Below are 18,267 nucleotides of genomic sequence, written 5' to 3' on the forward strand. Positions count from 1 at the left end.
CCCACCATGACCGATTTCCGCCCCGCCTACGACAAGAGCTTCGACCGCATCGCAGCCGACCGCCTGCCCGAGTTGCTGCGCGCCATGCCCAAGGCCGAGCTGCACATGCACATCGAGGGCTCGCTCGAACCCGAACTCATCTTCGCGCTCGCGCAGCGCAACGGCGTGTCCATTCCCTATGCCAGCGTCGAAGAGCTGCGCAAGGCGTATGCCTTCACCAACCTGCAGAGCTTTCTCGACATCTACTACGCCGGCGCCAGCGTTCTGCTGAAGGAACAAGATTTCTACGACATGGCCTGGGCCTACCTGGAGCGCGCGGCCGCAGACAACGTGGTGCACACCGAGATGTTCTTCGACCCGCAGACGCACACGGCGCGCGGCGTGTCGATGGAAACGGTAATCAACGGCCTGCACCGCGCCTGCGTCGATGCGCAACCGAAGCTGGGCGTGAGCGCCACGCTCATCCTGTGCTTCCTGCGCCACCTGAGCGAGGAAGAAGCCTTCGAGACGCTGGAGCAGGCGCTGCCATTCCGCGACAAGTTCATCGGCGTGGGGCTCGATTCGAGCGAAGTCGGCCACCCGCCCGAGAAGTTCGCGCGCGTGTTCGCACGCTGCCGCGAGCTGGGCTTTCACCTTGTCGCGCATGCGGGCGAAGAGGGCCCGCCGGCCTATGTGTGGAGCGCGCTCGACGTGCTCAAGGTCGAGCGTGTGGACCACGGCGTGCAAAGCACCAAAGACCCGGCGCTGATGAAGCGGCTCGCGCAAGACCGCATTCCGCTCACCGTGTGCCCGCTGTCGAACCTCAAGCTCTGCGTGTTCCCCGATCTGTCGCAGCACAACCTCGGCGCGCTGCTCGACGCGGGCCTGGTCGCTACCGTCAACTCGGACGACCCGGCTTACTTCGGCGGCTACATGAACCAGAACTTCACGCAGACCTTCGCGGCCACCGGGCTCAGCGTGCAACAGGCCTGGCAGCTTGCTGCCAATAGCTTCGAAGGCAGCTTCATCGACGCGGCCGCCAAGCGCGCCTACGTCGACCGGCTCAACGCGGCCTTCGCGACTTTCTGATCCGACACGGCGGGCCGCGGCACCAGCAGCGGCATCGCCACCAGCGCGCAGGCGCTGGCCGCCAGCCACACCATCGGCCAGCCCTGCAGCGCCAGCAGGTGCGGAATGGAAAACGGCGTGACGAAGCACACCAGGAACACACTGGTGTTGGCCATGCCCAATGCCGTGCCGGCGCGGGCTGCACCGGCCAGCGTGGCGAGTTCCGTGTAGGCCACGCCGTGCCAGGCCGACACACACACTCCGCTCACACCCAGCAGCACGACCAGCGCAATGCGCAGCGCCAATGAATCGGCGGCATGCGTTCCCGAGACCATCACCAGCACCGCGAGGCCGGCGAACAGCAGCACGCTGAGCGCGCTGCAGGCACGCAGGTAGGCCGGCCGGTTGCGCTTGCGGTCGGTCCAGCGGCCGCTCCACACGCGCATGACCATCGCACCGACCTGCGTGAACACCATCGTCGCGGTGATCGTCGCGAAGCCCGCATGGCCGAAGTCGTGCAGGAACACGGTGCCGAAAGACAGCACCGCGAATTGCGGCGCGCAGAGGATGCCGATGCCGGCCACGATGCGCCACACGCGCACGTCGCGCAGCGGGCCGCTCTTCGGTGCGGCCGTTGTTTCCACGGCCTTGCTGCCGCGCGGCGCAATGGGTGGCTCGTGCACCCACGCCCAGCTCATCGCCGCGCTCAGCGCGCACAGCAGCGCGAGCAGCCCGTAAAGCGCCGCAAAGCCGAAGTGCAGGGCGACGAAAGGCAGCACCAGCGCGCCGATGCCGCCGCCCAGCGGCACGGCCGTCTGCCGGATGCTCATCGCGAGGCCGCGCTCGCTGGCGTCGAACCACGTCATCACCGCGCGGCCACTGGCGCCGTTGACGCTGCCGCCAAGCAGGCCGACCAGCAGCAGCCCGGCACCGAGCCAGCCCAGGCCGGGAATGTGCCCTGCCGCCGGTGCGGCCCACAGTGCCATCACCACCAGCGCGATGGCCGTACTGCCCAGGCCCATCAGCAGCACCGGCCGGTCGCCCCAGCGGTCGGTCAGCAGGCCCCAGGGCAGCTCGCTCACAGCAATGCCCAGCCCCATGAGGCCGAGCACCAGCCCGAGCGTGGCGTTGTCGAGCTGGTAGCCGGTGCGCATGAGCACGGCGGTCATCGGGATGCCACTGAAGGCCACGGAGAACGCCGCGTTGGCGGCCACGCCCGCAGTCAGCACCTTCCAGCGGTGGCGCGGCGAGAACGAAGAGGAGGAAGAAGGGGATTGCGTCATGTTGCGGCGCAGTGTCCGCCGCCGCCAAGGTTTTGAAAATCAGAAAATAATGCGCCAATCGTCCTGAAAAACAGGATGGTCAAAAAGGAGCCCCGACATGAGCCAGGTGATGTTCGATCTCGACGTGCTGCGCACCTTTTCCACCGGCATCGCGCTTGGCAGCTATGCGCGCGCGGCCGACAAGCTGGGTCGCTCGACTTCGGCCGTGAGCGCGCAACTGAAGAAGCTGGAGTCGCAGGCCGGCACCGTGCTGTTCCGCAAGGCCGGCCGGGGGCTTGAACTCACCGACGCTGGCGAAACGCTGCTTGCGTACGCCCATCGCATGCTCGAACTGAACGAGGAAGCCAGTGCCGCCATGCGCGGCGCTGATCTGCAAGGCTGGGTGCGGCTGGGCCTGCAGGAAGACTTCGGCGAGACGCTGCTGCCGGCCGTGCTCGGCCGCTTCGCACGCGCGCATCCCAAGGTACGCATCGAGGCTTGCGTGGCGCGCAGCGGCGAGTTGCGCGAGCGGCTCGAACTCGGCCAGCTCGACCTGGCGCTGGCATGGGACGCGGGCGACCAGCCCCTGTCGCCATACGCCGAGCGCGTGGCGCGTCTGCCCCTGCTGTGGATCGGCCCCAAGGCCCCCGACCGTGTCGAGGCCGACTGGTGGACGCAGCGCGAACACCGCGGTACCGGCACGCGCCAGGCCAAGAGCAAGGAGCCGTTGCCGCTCATCATGCTCGACGCCCCGTGCCCGCTGCGCGAGATCGTCATCACTGCGCTCGACCGTGCTGGCGTGCCATGGCGCCGCGCCTTTGGCAGTGCCAGCCTTGCGGCGCTGTGGGCTGCTGCCTCGGCCGGCCTGGGCCTCACGGTGCGCACGCCTTTCGGGCTGCCTTCGCATGTGCGTGTCATCGATCGCACGATGCTGTCCCTGCCGGCGCTGCCGCAGATATCGCTCGTGCTCTATCGCGCGCAGGCTCACTCCGAGGCCCCGGCGAGCCGGCTGGCCATGCTGCTGCTGGAGGCGGTGCGCCAGCATGTGCAGCCCATGGCCGTTCCGATGCAGGAGAATCCGCCGCTGGAGACAAAAACAAAAGTGGCACGGCATGGCAACGCAAAACTTCCTGCACCTGTGGGATGACCGGTTCCTCTACATCACGCCGGCGATCCAGTCGGGCCTGACGGCCCGCTCGTCGGCCACGCTGCTGGCGTCGGTCAGCGGGCATCCCTTTGCGCTGGAGGCGGTCGACGGCACGCGCGTGCACTGCACCGCGGCGCTGGTCGCTCCGCACGTGTCGCGCCGGCTTGACGTCGATGGCTGCGGGCTGCTGTCGCTCAATCTCGATCCGGCGTCTAGTGCCTACCGCATGCTCGCAAAGCGCATGGGCGGCCACGGCATCCTGCCGATCGATGCGCGCCGCTTCGGCCGGCTGCGCGACGAGTTCGATCCGGCGCAGCACGGCGCGCTTTGCAGTCGCGGGCTGCGGGCGCTGAGCGTGAAGTTGGTCGAGGCTATCAACGAGTTTCCCGAGATCGAAGCGGCCGTCGACCCGCGCATCGAACGCGTGCTGCAGGCCATCCGCGCGCATGCGGGGCAGATTCCGCTGCGCGACCTGTCGGCGGTGGCCTGCCTCTCGCCCGACCGGCTCACGCACCTGTTCGCCCGGCAGGTGGGCGTGTCGGTCAAACGCTATGCGCTGTGGACCAAGGTGCGCCGCACGGTGCAGCAGTTCACCGCGCGGCGCCCGCTCACCGATGTGGCGCTGGTCAGCGGCTTTACCGATGCGGCGCACATGAGCCGCACCTTCCAGCGCTACTTCGGCCTGTCGCCGTCCTTCCTGGCGAGCCAGGTGCGCGTGACTGCCGACGACGGCGCCTCGCACGCCTGGGGCCATCAGCAGGGGCTGGCGTCAATGTAAAGAAGGGCACGCGGGCGAGGCGTTCGCGTCGCCCGTCTTAAGATTGGCGCCGAACGCGCCACGCACGCTCGACGCCCACGCAGCTGCGTTCCTCATACACAACAGGAACACCGCATGCGCTCGAAATTCACGCGCGGCCTCGGGCCGCTTTTTCTCGTGCCGGTTGCCATGACCCTCGTGGCATGTGCCGGCATCGTCGACCGTTCAACGCCGCCGCACGGCAGCTACAAGGCCGAGATCCGCCGCACCGCCATGGGCGTGCCGCACATCAAGGCGGACGACTGGGCCGGTGCCGGCTATGGCTACGGCTACGCGCAGGCGCAGGACGATCTCTGCACCATGGCCGACAGCTTTCTCACCTACCGCGGCGAGCGTTCGCAGTTCTTCGGCGCCGAAGCGCTGCTGACGGCCAAGAGCACCATCGGCCAGCCGAAGAACATCGATTCCGACTTCTTCCACAAGCACGTGATTTCAGCCGACGTGGTCGACGCCATGGCCCGCGCGCAGCCGGCCAGCATCCGCGGCATGGTCGAAGGCTTTGCCGCTGGCTACAACCGCTACGTGCGCGAGCTGAAGGCCGATGCAGGCAACGCGCATGCGGCCTGCCGCAACGAGGCCTGGGTGCGGCCGGTGAGTCCCGACGACATCTACCGCCGCATGTACGCCACCAACCTGGCGGCGGGCTACAGCAACTTCCTCTCGAACATTGCCAACGCGGTGCCGCCTGCCGCCAAGGTGTCGTTGCGCAAAGAGCATGACGCGCAGCCGCTGGCGCTGCAGGTCGGCGGCGAAGCGGGCGTGGGCAGCAACATGATCGGCTTCGGCACAGCGAGCACAGGCGACGCGAGCCCGCTGCTGTTCGGCAACCCGCACTGGTACTGGCGCGGACCCGACCGCTTCTATCAGGCGCAGCTCACCATCCCGGGGCAGCTCGACGTCAGTGGCACTTCCTTCCTCGGCGTGCCGGTGATCCTGATCGGCTTCAACAACAGCATTGCGTGGAGCCATACGGTGTCGGCGGCGCGGCGCTTTGGCCTCTTTCAATTGCAGCTCGCTCCGGGTGACGCCACGAGCTACCTGCGTGACGGCCGCGTGGTGAAGATGCAGGCGCGCATCGTCACCGTGAACGTGAAGCAGGCCTCGGGCAAGGTCGAGCCGGTGACACGCACGCTCTACGCCTCGGAGTACGGCCCGCTGGTGAACCTGGGCACGATCAACCCGGCGCTGGCCTGGAGCCAGAGCACTGCCTTCGCCATCCGCGACATCAACGCCGACAACTACCGCACCTTCCGCACCTGGCTGCGCTGGGGGCAGGCGAAGTCGCTCGACGAGCTCGTCGCCATCCAGCGCGAGGAGGCCGCCATTCCCTGGGTCAATACCGTAGCCGTGGGTCGCGGCAGCGCCAAGGCCTGGTATGCGGACATCGGCGCGGTGCCCAACGTGTCGCCCGAGCAGATGGCTGACTGCACCACGCCCGCCGGCAAGGCGATGGCGGCCACGCTGCCGCGCGTGCCGGTGTTCGACGGCTCGCGCAGCGCCTGCGACTGGCAGAGCGATGCCGACTCGGTGCAGAAGGGGGCAGTCGGCCCTTCGCGCATGCCGAGCCTGCTGCGCGACGACTACGTCGCCAACATGAACGACAGCTACTGGCTCGCCAATCCGAAAGCGCCGCTCACGGGCTACCCGGCCATCTTCGGCCCGGCGGGCAGCAGCGCGCAGACCTTCCGCACGCGGCTCGGCCACCTCATTGCGCAGGGCGCTGGTAGCGGCGCGACGGTCGATGCCGTCGAGCGCGTGACGCTCGGCAGCCGCGCCTACACCGCAGAGCTGTTCAAGGCCCGCGCGCTGGAGCTGGTGTGCGACGTGCCCCGCATTGCCGTGACGGGCGATGCGCAGACCGGCGAGGCGTTCTCGCCGCCGCGCAGCGTGGACACCGGCCCCGCCTGCGCGGTGCTGAAGGCGTGGAACAACACCGGCCTGGCCTCGGCGCGCGGCGCCCACGTGTGGGACGAGTTCTGGGCGCGTGCCTCGCGGCTGCCCGCGGACAGGCTCTATGAAGTGCCTTTCAGCGCGAACGATCCGATCAACACGCCGAGCGGCCTCAAGACTTCCGCCGCCGAGGACCTGCGGCAGGCCTTCGGTGCGGCAGTGCTGCGTGTGCAGGCCAGCGGCTATGCACTCGACGCACCGCGCGGCGACACGCTGTTCGTGACGCGCAATGGTCAGAAGATCCCGCTGTCGGGCGGCTGCGACGGCCAGGGCTACTTCACGATCCTTTGCTCGGAGAACCGGCTCGACAAGGGCGGTTACACGATGGACGCCAACCCCAACGGCAACAGCTACATGCAGATCGTGCGTTTCCCCGCAGGAGGCGTCGAGGCTCACACCTTCCTCACCTTCTCGCTGTCGGACGACCCGGCGTCGCCGCACAACGCCGACTACACACGCGCCTACAGCGCCGGGCAGTGGCTGCGCCTGCCGTTCTCGGAAGCGGAGATCAAGGCCGACGCCGCCTACAGCAGCGTGACCATCCGCGAGTAAGGAAGGAGGAGGGCGCAGCGGTGCTTCTTCAGCGCCGCTTCGCCAACCAGTTCCACCCGGCGCCCGCGGCCATCAGCACGCAGGTGCCGAGGAACACGGCGCGCATGCCGATGTGCCCGCCCACGAAGCCGCCGAGCAGCGGCCCCGCGACCTGGCCCGTGTATTGCGCCGAGGTCGAGTAGCCGAGCATGTTGCCCGCCACGCGCTCGGGCACGTTGTGGCGGATCACGCTCGCGATGCAGGGCAGCAGCCCGCCGAGCGACAGCCCCATCAGAAAGCGAAGCACCACCAGCTGCCAGCCCGAGCTGACGAAGGCCTGCGGCACCAGCAGCAGCGCCGACACCGCAAGGCAGCCGACGATCACGTTCCAGTGCCCCACGCGGTCGGCCAGCTTGCCCAGCCACGAGGCCGAGAGAATGCTGCCCAGCGCCGCCGCCGACATCACCAGGCCGGCCATCATCGTCACGCGGTTCGGGTCATCGACCAGCGTGGCAACGTAGACGGTGATGATCGGCTCGATCGACATGTTCGCGAGCATCAGCAGCATGCCGGTGAAGAGCATCGCGACCAGCGGGCGCTTGTCGGGCACGGCGGCCCAGCCGGTGTCGTCGGAGGCGCCGCGCTGCTTCGATGCGGAAGGCGCCTTCTTTTCTTCACGGATGAGGAAGGCCGTCGCGAGAAAAGCCACGAAGATCATCGCGCCCGCCGCGAAGAAGGTGTTGCGAATGCCGACGAGCGGCGGCAGCACGCCACCCACCAGCGGCCCCACGAGATTGCCCGCCATGATGGCCGACGACATCGTGCCCAGCGCCCAGCCGGTGCGGTCCTTGGGCGTCTGCGTGGCGACCAGCACCATCGAGCCCGAGGCATAGCCGCCGAGCAGCCCCGCCAGCAGCCGCAGTCCCACGAGCTGCCACACGTTGCCGGCAAGACCGATCAGCGCCATCGCCACAGCCATGCCGAGGCTCGCGCGAATCAGCATCGGCTTGCGCCCATAGCGGTCGGCCAGCCGGCCCCACAGCGGCGCGACCAGCGCGGCGCTGAAGAAGGTGGCACCGTATGCCGCCCCTGACCATTGCACGATGGCCGCATGGTCCTTCACGCCCAACTGCTCGACGTACAGCGGCAGGAAGGGCAGCAGCAGCGTCATCGCGATGATGGTGGTGAAGGAGCCGAACATGCAGACAGCGAGGTTGCGCTGCCAGTGGATGTGGGCGCCCGACTCGGCTGGCGGGGCGGTTGTTGTCGTCGATTGCGTCATGTGGAGCGCCCATTGTGGGACGGCGCGTCCGGGTTGGCGCTTGCCGATTGGCGGCGGCACCCATCGCCGCGTGGGAAGGCCATGCTGCGTATCCCTCACGCCAACGCGGTCGGCGCAGGTCGTCTAGCCTCGCGTCCGTCATTCAGTGCAAACCTCTTTTCAGGACATGGCCATGAAACGCATCGGCGTGCTCGTCTTCCCCGGCTTCCAGATCCTCGACCTGGCCGCGATCGCGGCGTTCGAGCTCGCCAACATCCATGCCGGCAAGGTGGTCTACAAGGTCGAGCTGCTGTCGGAAGAGGGCGGCCTCGTGGCCAGCTCGTCGGGCGTGACCGCCGACAGCAAGCGCTTCGGCACGGCGAAGTTCGACACGCTGGTGATGAGCGGCGCGCTCTTCATCGCGCCCACGTCCGAGAAGATGCGCCGCTTTCTGCGTGCAGGGCTGCGCAATGCGCGTCGCGTGGCCAGCATCTGCACCGGCGCCTTCGGGCTGGCCGATGCGGGCCTGCTCGACGGACGCCGGGCGACCACGCACTGGTCCTTTGCGGGAGAGCTGCAGAAGCGCCATCCCTCCGTCAAGGTGCAGCCCGATCGCATCTTCATCAACGACGGGCCGGTGTGGACCTCGGCCGGCATGACGGCCGGCATCGACCTCGTGCTGGCGCTGGTGGAGGAAGACCTCGGCGTGGAGGCTGCCCGGTTCGCGGCGAGGAAGCTGGTCGTGTACCACCGCCGCGCGGGTGGGCAATCGCAGTACTCCGCGCTGCTCGAGCTGGAACCCAAGTCCGACCGCATCCAGAAGGCGCTGGTGCATGCGCGCGCCAACCTGCGCGAGACGCTGTCGGTGGAGGAGCTGGCCGAGGTCGCGCACCTCAGCCCGCGTCAGTTCAGCCGCGCCTTCAAGGCCGAGACCGGGCAGTCGCCGGCGCATGCGGTCGAGAACCTGCGCGTGGAGGCGGCGCGTGCGCTGATCGACGAGGGCAGCCTTGCGCTCGGCGTGGTCGCGCGCGAAACGGGCTTCGGCGATCCCGAGCGCATGCGCCGGGCCTTCCTGCGCACGCTGGGGCAACCGCCGCAGAGCGTGCGCCGCGTGGCCCGGCGGGAGGCTGCGACGGCCTGAAACGCCGGATGTCCTGAAAGGTGGCTTATATGACATTTACGCCATAGCCTTGCAGAAGGAGACTTCCCCCACGGCCACAACCCCGTGGCGATCAAAGGAAACTCCATGACTGCAACTTCCAATCCCGGCAAGGGCACAGCCCTCATCACCGGCGCTTCGTCCGGCATCGGCGCCGTGTATGCGGACCGCCTCGCGCGGCGCGGCTTCGACCTGATCCTGGTGGCGCGCAACCGCGAGCGCCTCGCCGCACTGGCCGCGAAGCTCGCGAGCGAGACCGGGCGCAAGGTCGAGGTCCTTTCGGCCGACCTGTCCGACCGAAAGGACATCGCGTCCGTGGAAGCCGTGCTGCGCACTCGCGGCGACATCACCGTGCTGGTGAACAACGCTGGCTTCGGCGCCGCCGCACCGCTGCTCGGCTCGGACATCGACAGGATGGAGGAAATGATCGAGCTCAACGTAAGCGCGCTCACGCGGCTCACCTATGCGGCCGTGCCCGGTTTCGTCGAACGCGGCGCAGGCACGCTGGTGAACATCGCCTCCATCGTGGCGATCTCGCCCGAGACGCTCAACGGCGTGTACGGTGGCACCAAGGCCTTCGTGTTGGCGCTGAGCCAGTCGCTGCAGCACGAGCTGAAGGACAAGGGCGTGCGCGTGCAGGCGGTGCTGCCCGGTGCGACGGCCACCGAGTTCTGGGGCGTCGCGGGCGTGCCGATCGAGCACCTGCCCAGCGAGATCGTGATGACCGCGCAAGACATGGTCGACGCGGCCCTCGCAGGGCTCGACCAGGGCGAGCAGGTCACCATTCCCGCGCTGCCCGACCTTGCCGAGTGGGATGCCTTCGATGCGGCGCGGCGTGCGATGTCGGGGCGGTTGTCCAGCACCGTGCCCGCGGTGCGCTACCGCGCCGCCTAGACGGCTCGGGCATAAAATCCCCACCCCGCAGCAGGACGTCCCGGCCTGCTGCGGGGTTTTGCTTTTCCGGGGCCATGTAGAGGAACACCATGTACAAAAACCTCGCGGGCCGCGCCGTTCTGGCGCTGGCCGCCGCGTGCTTTTTATCTCCCGCCTTCTCGCAGACGCAGCCGCCGAAAGCACCGCTGAAGATCGGCTTCGTCTACGTCACGCCCGTCACCGATGCCGGCTGGGTGCGCCAGCACGAGGAGGGCCGCAAGGCCGTCGATGCAGCGCTGGGCGACAAGGTCAAGACCACCTACGTCGAGAACGTGGCCGAGGGCGCCGATGCCGAGCGCGTAATTCGCGACCTCGCGCAGCAGGGCAACACGCTCATCTTCACGCCGAGCTTCGGCTACATGGAGCCGACGCTGAAAGTGGCGAAGGACTTCCCCGAGGTGAAGTTCGAGTCGATCACCGGTTACAAGACCGCGCCCAACGTGGCGACCGCCAACGCGCGCTACTACGAGGGCCGCTACCTCGCGGGCATCGTGGCCGGCCGCATGACCAAGACGAACATCGCGGGCTACGTGGCGGGCTTTCCGATTCCCGAGGTGCTGCAGGGCATCAACGCCTTCACGCTCGGCATGCGCTCGGTGAACCCGGCCGCGAAGGTGCACGTGGTGTGGCTCAACGAGTGGTTCGATCCGCCGAAGGAGCGCGATGCGGCCATGGCGTTGTTCAACCAGAACGCCGACGTCGTCGCCTTCCACACGGGCTCCACCGCCGTAATGGCCGCGGCGCAGGAGCGCGGCAGGATGGCCATTGCCTACCACTCCGACATGCGCAAGATCGCGCCCGACGCGCAGATCGTCGCGGTCACGCACCAATGGGGTGGCTACTACACGCAGCGCGCGAAGGCCGTGCTCGACGGCAGCTGGAAGAGTGGCAATCTCTGGGGCGGCGTGAAGGAAGGAATGATCCGCGTCGGCGACTTCGGCACGAAGGTGCCCAAGGCCGTGCAGGACGAGGTGCTGGCGCGGCAGAAGGACATTGCGGCGGGCAAGCTGCAGCCGTTTCGCGCGGTTGCCGCTGACGTGCGCGACAACGAAGGCCACGTCGTGATCGTCAAGGGCGTGCAGCTGAGCGACGAGCAGGTCCTGAAGATGAACTGGCTGGTCGAAGGTGTGCAGGGGCGGGTGACGCGCTGATTGCCTGCCCTACGTGGCAATCTTCCCGGTCCCACCTTCTTGATCGCGTTCGCCGGCCACATCTTCATGGCCCATTTCCGTAGCATCTGCGACGGCTACCTCGATTTCCAGGAGGTATTTCTCGACGAAGACGACGTCGTCATGTTCCAGGCCATTAAGGCCTATCGGCGCGGCGGCTATGTGGGGCAGCTGTGCCGTGATCACGTGCCCGTGTCGGAGATCGACGAAGGCCGCGAGCGCTTCACGTTGTTCGTGTTGGGATACGCGCGCGGGTTGCTGCAGGCAACTGGTGCATGGTCGACCACTACTTGCACGCCCGGAGTGGTCGGCCCGCGTTGATGAAACGTTCGGCGTCGCACCTGCACTGCGGGAGGCTACAGTCGTCGACGCGCGGAATGGACGGCGCCCGTGTCGTGCTTCGGACGGGAATATGGGTGGATATTTTCAGAGCGCATCTTCTCCTAAGTTCGTTGAACCAAGGGTCGACTCAACGTACGGCTGATCCCGCTGAATAAGGCGCTAAGGCACACGCCGAGTAATGGAGTGCAATGCCAACTTGATCTGGGGCGAGGATTGGATGCACTCCTCTTCGAGTGATCGACAAAATTGCGCGACGTCGTCGAGGACCTCTTCAATGTGCGCAGAGAAAACAAAGATGTTTGTAAAGAATGCCGAAGGCAGAGACCCGTGCCCGCGCGAAGTAACGGGGTATCGGAAGGAGTAGGAGCCAGCATCGAATTCATCAATTTTCGCTGCGAGGTCGAATATCTTTTTCTTCAAGTCACCGGACGCCACCAACAATCGGCTCGTGCCGTCAAGAATCGGCTCCGCCATCGATGCGAGCGCAACAAGAGAATGTTCTCTCCATAGTCTCGGAATTGCGAGAGCGAGTTCTTCTTCATTGACTGAAAGGAGCGCCGCCCTGAATACGATGGCTTTGATGTACAACTCAAAGGAATGCCGGTAGAGAAACAGAATCGGCAATGCAGCATGATCATTTGATCCAAGTCCGCGTTGTTCGCGAAACGCGACGAGGTTCATTGCTGCACCTCGGTAGGTGGCAGCGTAGGAAACTAGTTCCTTTGTCGGTTGGTTCGCCCAGTTGATGAAAGCGTTGCCCTCAGTTCCCCTTGGGGCTGAGAAAAATTCGAAGAGAGACATGATCGGCTCTTGTGCGTCTACGCAGAAGTGGAGCGGTATCTAATAAAGCCAGAAATTTCGTTTCCACTCATGTTAGCCGTCGACCCACGGCACTGCTATATCGACGGTCGCCCGACTCATTGCAGTGCTCCTATTCACGAAGTCGGACACGGTTGAGCAGAAGGAGGCGGGGACGCGAATACGCCTAATATCCTCGACTTGTTCAGGAGCCCGCATGCTCTTGGGCATCTTGCTCGCGCAGTACAGCGTCACGACCGTCACACGGTTCCCTGTGTCGTGGTTTCCCATGTATCTAGTGAAGGCGCGGCACATGAGCACCTGACGGCTGGCTTCGCGGTCTCGGTGGTGTGTTCAAGGGGGCTTCGTATCCGATTGACTGCTGAAGCGAACGGGCTCATTCACCATCGTGCGCGAGGTACCGATTGACATCATGACGCCAGTGATCAGCTGCACCCTGGGCGCCACTGGCTCGTTCCACAAAGTGCTGGTGTTTGTGGGGCTGTACGGCCTGGTGGCGGTGGCGAGCTACTGGCTGGTGGTAGGGGGATCGAGCGGTTCGGGCCGACGCGCAGGTCTGCGTGCAGCAGTCCGGTGCCTGCGCCGGTCAAGGGTCGATAACAGCGCTCTCGGCCCGCGGAGCACGAGGCAACAGAGCCTTGATGCGTTGGCGAAGCAGCGCGGGCGTCACGGACGGAGTCATTTGCAGCACGGCCATGCAACGGTCCATGCGACCCGGCCGCGCGAGCAGCGCCTCGGCAGCTTTGGTGAGATCGGCATCGATGCTGTTGCCGTAGGCGCGGCTGGCTTTGATGGTTGCTCGACGCAACAGTGCCGACCCGGGGTTCATCATGGCCAGGTCGATGATGTCGCGGCTGAAGACGCTGTCGTCGGCCCAACGGTCTGAGTTTGCGAGCAACTTGCTCGTTGCCATATCGAGGGGCGTGAGGGTTGCGATGTCGCCGATCCGGTCCTCTGCTCCCGGCAATTCAAGTTCGATGCGCGCTTCGAGAACGATTTCGAACTTGATCTCGATGTCGCCCACACGAACCGACGATCGAATACCGTATTGATCGGCGCGGAGTTCTGCCGATTGCTGAATCTCGGAGCCCTGCCGTGCGAGCGCGCCGAGGCCTTGATTCCCTGTCAGCAACTGGCGCAGGTGGCGATAGCCATCGATGTCGGATACGAGGAAGTCGATGTCCACGGACTCGCGGTACTCGCCATAGCGAAGCGCAATAGCCGTGCCTCCGCCGAAGAGGCAATGGCTTCGGGCGAGCAGGTTTGCGTCGAGCGAGGCCAGCACCTGAGCGACGCGTTGATGGTGTGGCCGTTCAAACATGCAATGGCTTTCTGCCGAGGCTGCGTGCCAGGTCTTCCAGCAACTCGCGCTCTCTTGCGTCCAGAGCGGATGTGTCGACATGGCGCCAGTTGCGCTCGTAGGTTCCCCATGCTTCTTCGGGCGTGAGCTCGGTGGCCGGGGCCAATTGCCAGGCAAGGCGGCGCAACTGGGGGTAATCGGCGATCCGAATGCCCCCTGGGAGAGGCGCAAGGGCTGGTGGCTCAGTGGACATCACCACATCGACATCGAGACCCAATGCTCCCAGTGCGTTCATATAGGCGCCCATCGTGACCGAAGGTTCTCCGCGCTCGATCCTGTACAGCGTCATGCGAGACACGCCCGCTGCCTCTGCGGCGGTGGTGGCGCTGACCTTTATCGCCTTGCGGCGTGCATGGATGCGGCCGCCGAGCGTTGCGAGGCGCCGGTCTGCTGTGGCAGTGGTTGGCGGGGAGGTAGATGGCATGGTGTCTCTCATGTTAGACAAATTTGAGGATTTGTCCAGAATGAGTTATATCCAACGCTAGGAGATCCTTCAGCCCAGCCGCTCGACCACGAAGTCCACGAAGGTCCGCAGCTTCGCACTCGGCCGCGCTTCCGGCAGCCGCATGATGTGCACCTGCCGCGTGGGCAGTTCCCAGTCGGGCAGCAATCGCACCACCTGACCCGACGCCAGGGCGGGGCCTAGCAGCGCATCGGCCTGCACGATCACGCCCACGCCGCCCATGGCCGCGGTCAGCAGTGCCTGGCCGTTGTTGGTGGTGAGCGGGCCGCGCACCGGCACGTGCACCGTCTCGCCCTTGCGCGTGAAGCGCCATGAATGGTTCGGCCCCCAGGTCGCGAAGCCCAGCAGCGGAAAGGCCTCCAGGTCGGACGGGTGCTTCGGCTGCCCGTGGCGCGCGACCCATGCGGGGCTGGCCACGGCGTACATGCGCGCCAGCGCGAGCGGTCTTGCAATGAGCCGCTCGTCGACCGCAGCCCCCGAGCGGATGCCGCAGTCGAAGCCTTCTTCCGCGAGGTCGACCACGCGGTCGTTGAGGCTCAGGTCCACTTTCACCTGCGGATAGGCGGCGATGTAGTCGCCGATCACCGGTGTGAGCCGGTGCGCGCCGTAGGCCACGGGCGCAGTGACGCGCAGCACGCCCTGGGGCATGGCGCGTAACGACTCGGCCACACCGTCGGCGGTGTGCACGCTGGCCAGCACGTCGCGGCAGCGCTCGAGGTAGGCGGCGCCTATCTCAGTGAGCGCGTGGCGGCGCGTGGTGCGTTCCAGCAGGCGCGCGCCAAGCTGCTCTTCGAGCGCGCGTATGTGCTTGCCGACCATCACGGCAGACAGGTCGAGCGCCTCGGCGGCGGCCGCGAAGCTGCCCGCATCCACCGTGGCGACGAAGACCTCCATGGCGCGGAGCTTGTCCATATTGAGAATCCAGAGTTTCGAATGACCGAACCAGATGGCAATTTATCAAATCAATGGTTCGTAAAACAATCGCCGCTTGTTGATTCACTTTTGGCGAGGTTCTCCATGAAGGTTCTTGTTGTGGGCGCGACGGGCGCGATTGGCAGCGCAGTGGCTCAGACGCTGGCCGAGCGCGGTCACGAGGTGATTCGCGCAGGACGCACGCGCGGCGATCTCCAGGTCGACATCACGAGCGATGCCAGCGTTGAGGCGCTGTATGCGGCAGTAGGGCGCGTCGATGCCATCGTGTCGGCGGCGGGCGGGCTGTTCTTCGGGCCATTGAATGAAATGCGGCCGGCCGACTTCAACGTCGGCCTGCAAGACAAGCTGCTCGGCCAGGTGCGGCTCGCGTTGCTCGGCCAGCACGTGCTGAATGACGGTGGTTCGATCACGCTGACCACGGGCGTCGCGGCCGCCGACCCGGTTCGCGGCGGAAGCAATGCGGCCGCCGTGAACTCGGCGGTCGAGGGCTTCGTATTGGGCGCGGCGATCGAGCTGCCACGCGGCCTGCGCATCAACGCGGTGAGCCCTACGTTGCTGACCGAATCGCTGGCGGCATATGGCGCGCTCTTCCCGGGCGTCGAAACCGTATCGGCCGCGCGCGTGGCGCTGGCTTATGTGCGCAGTGTCGAAGGACCGCTGACGGGGCGCGTGTTTCGCGTGTGGCAATGAGCAGCCACACACGGCTGGCCGGCGCGCTGCTCGCGCTCGCCACGACAGCAGCCACCGCCGCACCGCCTCTCGTGCAGGCGTTGCCCGAGGACTGGTATCCGGAAAGCGTCGCCATCGGCCCGGATGGCTCGTTCTACGTCGGCAGTTGGCGCGAGGGCGCGGTCGCGCGCCTGAAGCCGGGCGTCGCTCCGAAGGCCGAAGTGCTCGTGAAGCCCGGCGCCAACGGGCTGGCGAACGGGCAGGGCGTGCTGGTCGACGCGAAGCATCGGGCGCTGTGGGTCTGCTCGGGCAGCAGCGGCTTCACCACCGTGCCGCAGACGCCGAGCGCGCTCAAGCGCTACGACCTGGCCACGGGCGCGCCGCGCGCGAGCTATGCAATGCCCGACAGCGGCTACTGCAACGACCTCGCGCAGGACGCCCGCGGCAATCTCTACGTGACCGACTCCTACCACCCGCGCGTGCTGAGGCTCGCGCCAGGCGCCACCGCGCTCACTGTGTGGAAAGAAGACCCGGCGCTGGCCGGTCCGGGCCCCTACAAGGGCCTGAACGGCATCGCGATCGATGGCGGGCGCGATGTCTACGTGAGCCTCGTGGCGGCGGCTCCTTACGTGCTGCGCATCGGCTTGGGCGCCGACGGCAGCGCCAGCGAGGTCACGCGCATCGATGCACCGCGCGTGCTGAAGAACGTCGACGCAATCCGCGCCTGGAAGCCGGGCCGGCTCGTGCTGTTCGAGAGCAATGCCTTCGGCGAAGGCCCTTACGGCGGCCAGATCACAGTGGCGCGTGTCGACGGCATGAAGCTCGGCTTGCAGACGGTAGTGACAGGGCTCAACGACCCCTCGTCGGGCGCGGTGCGGGGCGACCGCGTCTATTTCATCGAATCGAAGTACGCGCTGCTGACAAAGCGCAAGGACGGCGACGGGCCGGTGCCGACCGGCGTGCCCTTCGACATCCAGTCGCGTGCGCTGCCGCCGCGGTGAGTGCGTTCCGCATATAGCACTCATATGCGCATGGAAATTGCGGTGCGGCGGGGCTGGATTACCCTCCGCACCCACGATGAAAAAAGCCTACCGCGCCTCCCTCCTGCGATTCGACGCCGCCGGCCAGCCCGTTTTCGATGAAGACGGCCTGCTGGTCGTGGCCCCCGACAGCACCGGCCGCCAGCGCGTGCTCGATGCCGGCAGCCATGCCGCCGTCGCGCCGCGCCACTCCGGCGCCCATGTGACCCATCTGCCGGGGCGCATCCTCGCGCCGGGCTTCGTGGACATGCACATCCACTATCCGCAGACCGACATCATCGGTTCGCCCTCGCCGGGCCTGCTGCCCTGGCTCGAGAACTACACCTTCCCTGCCGAAAGCAAATTCGCAGACCCCGCGCATGCAAACGAAGTGGCCGACGTGTTCTTCGGCGAACTGCTGCGCAACGGCGTCACCACCTCGCTGACCTTCGCGACCTCGCACGTGGCCTCGGTCGATGCCTTCTTCGAAGGTGCGCAGCGCCGCGGCCTGCGCATGATCACAGGCAAGGTGCTGCAGGACCGCAATTCGCCCGACGGCGTGCGCGATGAAACCGAGCAGAGCCTGATCGACTCCGAGGCACTCATCCGCAAGTGGCACAACGTCGACCGGCTGGGCTATGCCATCACGCCGCGCTTTGCACCCGCGAGCACCGACGCCCAGATGCGCGGCGCGAGCGAGCTCGCCGCCAAATACGCCGACACCTGGATCCAGTCGCACGTGGCGGAGAACCGCGACGAAGTGAGCTGGGTGCGCGAGCTGTACCCCAAGGCGCGCTCGTATCTCGACGTGTACGCCGGCTTCGGCCTGATGCGTGAGCGCGCCGTGTACGCCCACTGCATCTACCTCGACGACGCCGACCGTGCCCTGCTGCGCGAGACGAAGACGGCCGCGGCCGTGAGCCCCACGAGCAACCTGTTCCTCGGCAGCGGCTTCTTCGACTTCGGCGCGGCCGACCGCGTGGGCTATCCCTACGGCCTGGCCAGCGACGTGGGTGGCGGCACCAGCTTCAGCCCCTTCCACACCATGATGGCCGCCTACTACGTCGGCCGTGAAGGCCAGACCAAGACCGGCCTGAGCATCGCGCCTTCCGAGCTCTGGTGGCGCCACACCGGCGGCGCGGCGCGCGCGCTGGGGCTCGATGGCGTGGTCGGCAACCTGCAGCCGGGCTGCGAGGCCGATTTCCTGGTGCTCAACCCAGCGGCCACGCCGCTGCTGGCGCGCAAGACGAAGCTGGCGAGCACGCTGGAAGAGATGCTCTTCGCGATGATCGTGCTGGGCGACGACCGGCTGGTCGAGCGCACGGTGATTTCGCAAGCGCTGTAGCACCCGGGGCGGCGGGGAGGGCAGTGGCGCATGCCACAATT

General features: G+C 66.7%; 17 protein-coding genes. 11 read left to right on the plus strand and 6 right to left on the minus strand.

What is annotated here, in order from left to right:
• Positions 1–6 precede the first annotated feature (6 nt).
• Positions 7–1,068: an adenosine deaminase gene (locus NWF24_RS07315; RefSeq protein ID WP_258353607.1), complete on the plus strand. Its 1,062-nt coding sequence runs from the start codon at positions 7–9 to the stop codon at positions 1,066–1,068.
• Here NWF24_RS07315 and NWF24_RS07320 read toward each other — a convergent pair.
• On the minus strand, positions 1,029–2,330 hold the full coding sequence (locus NWF24_RS07320; protein ID WP_258353608.1) for an MFS transporter: 1,302 nt from the start codon (positions 2,328–2,330) through the stop codon (positions 1,029–1,031). The genes NWF24_RS07315 and NWF24_RS07320 overlap by 40 nt on opposite strands.
• 97 nt (positions 2,331–2,427) lie before the next feature.
• Between NWF24_RS07320 and NWF24_RS07325 the strand changes: the two genes are divergently transcribed.
• The 3 genes from NWF24_RS07325 to NWF24_RS07335 all read left to right on the plus strand — a co-directional run bounded on the left by NWF24_RS07325 (position 2,428) and on the right by NWF24_RS07335 (position 6,775).
• Positions 2,428–3,456, plus strand: coding sequence for a LysR substrate-binding domain-containing protein (locus tag NWF24_RS07325; RefSeq protein ID WP_258353609.1), 1,029 nt, complete (start codon positions 2,428–2,430; stop codon positions 3,454–3,456).
• Positions 3,422–4,234, plus strand: a complete 813-nt coding sequence (locus tag NWF24_RS07330) for a helix-turn-helix domain-containing protein (RefSeq protein WP_258353610.1) — start codon at positions 3,422–3,424, stop codon at positions 4,232–4,234. Before NWF24_RS07325 ends, NWF24_RS07330 begins: the two co-directional genes overlap by 35 nt.
• Positions 4,235–4,348: 114 nt before the next feature.
• The gene (locus NWF24_RS07335) at positions 4,349–6,775 is read left to right on the plus strand and encodes a penicillin acylase family protein (protein ID WP_258353611.1); all 2,427 of its coding nucleotides are present in this window, start codon (positions 4,349–4,351) and stop codon (positions 6,773–6,775) included.
• A 28-nt stretch (positions 6,776–6,803) separates the two neighbouring features.
• On the opposite strand, the gene NWF24_RS07340 is transcribed toward NWF24_RS07335, so the two are convergent.
• Entirely contained in the window at positions 6,804–8,036 is a 1,233-nt protein-coding gene (locus NWF24_RS07340; protein ID WP_258353612.1) for an MFS transporter, read from the minus strand.
• Positions 8,037–8,208: 172 nt separating this feature from the next.
• Between NWF24_RS07340 and NWF24_RS07345 the strand changes: the two genes are divergently transcribed.
• The 4 genes from NWF24_RS07345 (at position 8,209) to NWF24_RS07360 (ending at position 11,597) form a co-directional block, all read left to right on the plus strand.
• On the plus strand, positions 8,209–9,156 hold the full coding sequence (locus tag NWF24_RS07345; protein WP_258353613.1) for a GlxA family transcriptional regulator: 948 nt from the start codon (positions 8,209–8,211) through the stop codon (positions 9,154–9,156).
• A 105-nt stretch (positions 9,157–9,261) separates the two neighbouring features.
• Positions 9,262–10,068, plus strand: a complete 807-nt coding sequence (locus NWF24_RS07350) for an SDR family NAD(P)-dependent oxidoreductase (protein ID WP_258353614.1) — start codon at positions 9,262–9,264, stop codon at positions 10,066–10,068.
• A gap of 89 nt (positions 10,069–10,157) precedes the next feature.
• On the plus strand, positions 10,158–11,258 hold the full coding sequence (locus NWF24_RS07355; protein WP_258353615.1) for a BMP family ABC transporter substrate-binding protein: 1,101 nt from the start codon (positions 10,158–10,160) through the stop codon (positions 11,256–11,258).
• A 66-nt stretch (positions 11,259–11,324) separates the two neighbouring features.
• Complete coding sequence (locus NWF24_RS07360) at positions 11,325–11,597, plus strand: hypothetical protein (RefSeq protein WP_258353616.1); 273 nt, start codon at positions 11,325–11,327, stop codon at positions 11,595–11,597.
• A 180-nt stretch (positions 11,598–11,777) separates the two neighbouring features.
• Here NWF24_RS07360 and NWF24_RS07365 read toward each other — a convergent pair whose 3' ends face one another.
• From NWF24_RS07365 to NWF24_RS07380, 4 genes are all read right to left on the minus strand, one after another.
• Positions 11,778–12,419, minus strand: coding sequence for a hypothetical protein (locus tag NWF24_RS07365; RefSeq protein ID WP_258353617.1), 642 nt, complete (start codon positions 12,417–12,419; stop codon positions 11,778–11,780).
• Between the two features lie 604 nt (positions 12,420–13,023).
• A complete protein-coding gene (locus NWF24_RS07370; RefSeq protein WP_258353618.1) occupies positions 13,024–13,758 on the minus strand; it encodes a nucleotidyl transferase AbiEii/AbiGii toxin family protein in 735 nt (244 codons plus the stop codon).
• Positions 13,751–14,221 (minus strand): helix-turn-helix domain-containing protein, encoded by a 471-nt coding sequence (locus tag NWF24_RS07375; protein WP_258353619.1) that lies wholly within the window; start codon positions 14,219–14,221, stop codon positions 13,751–13,753. The genes NWF24_RS07370 and NWF24_RS07375 overlap by 8 nt, the downstream gene beginning before the upstream one ends.
• Before the next feature lie 69 nt (positions 14,222–14,290).
• On the minus strand, positions 14,291–15,172 hold the full coding sequence (locus NWF24_RS07380) for a LysR family transcriptional regulator (RefSeq protein ID WP_258353620.1): 882 nt from the start codon (positions 15,170–15,172) through the stop codon (positions 14,291–14,293).
• A gap of 105 nt (positions 15,173–15,277) precedes the next feature.
• On the opposite strand from NWF24_RS07380, the gene NWF24_RS07385 reads away from it, so the two are divergent.
• From NWF24_RS07385 to guaD, 3 genes are all read left to right on the plus strand, one after another.
• Positions 15,278–15,883, plus strand: a complete 606-nt coding sequence (locus NWF24_RS07385) for a short chain dehydrogenase (protein ID WP_258353621.1) — start codon at positions 15,278–15,280, stop codon at positions 15,881–15,883.
• Entirely contained in the window at positions 15,880–16,863 is a 984-nt protein-coding gene (locus NWF24_RS07390) for an SMP-30/gluconolactonase/LRE family protein (RefSeq protein WP_258353622.1), read from the plus strand. The genes NWF24_RS07385 and NWF24_RS07390 overlap by 4 nt, the downstream gene beginning before the upstream one ends.
• A 76-nt stretch (positions 16,864–16,939) precedes the next feature.
• Positions 16,940–18,226: a guanine deaminase gene (guaD, locus tag NWF24_RS07395; protein WP_258353623.1), complete on the plus strand. Its 1,287-nt coding sequence runs from the start codon at positions 16,940–16,942 to the stop codon at positions 18,224–18,226.
• The last annotated feature ends 41 nt before the right edge of the window (positions 18,227–18,267 follow it).

The organism is Variovorax paradoxus (assembly GCF_024734665.1).
Lineage (GTDB): Bacteria > Pseudomonadota > Gammaproteobacteria > Burkholderiales > Burkholderiaceae_C > Variovorax.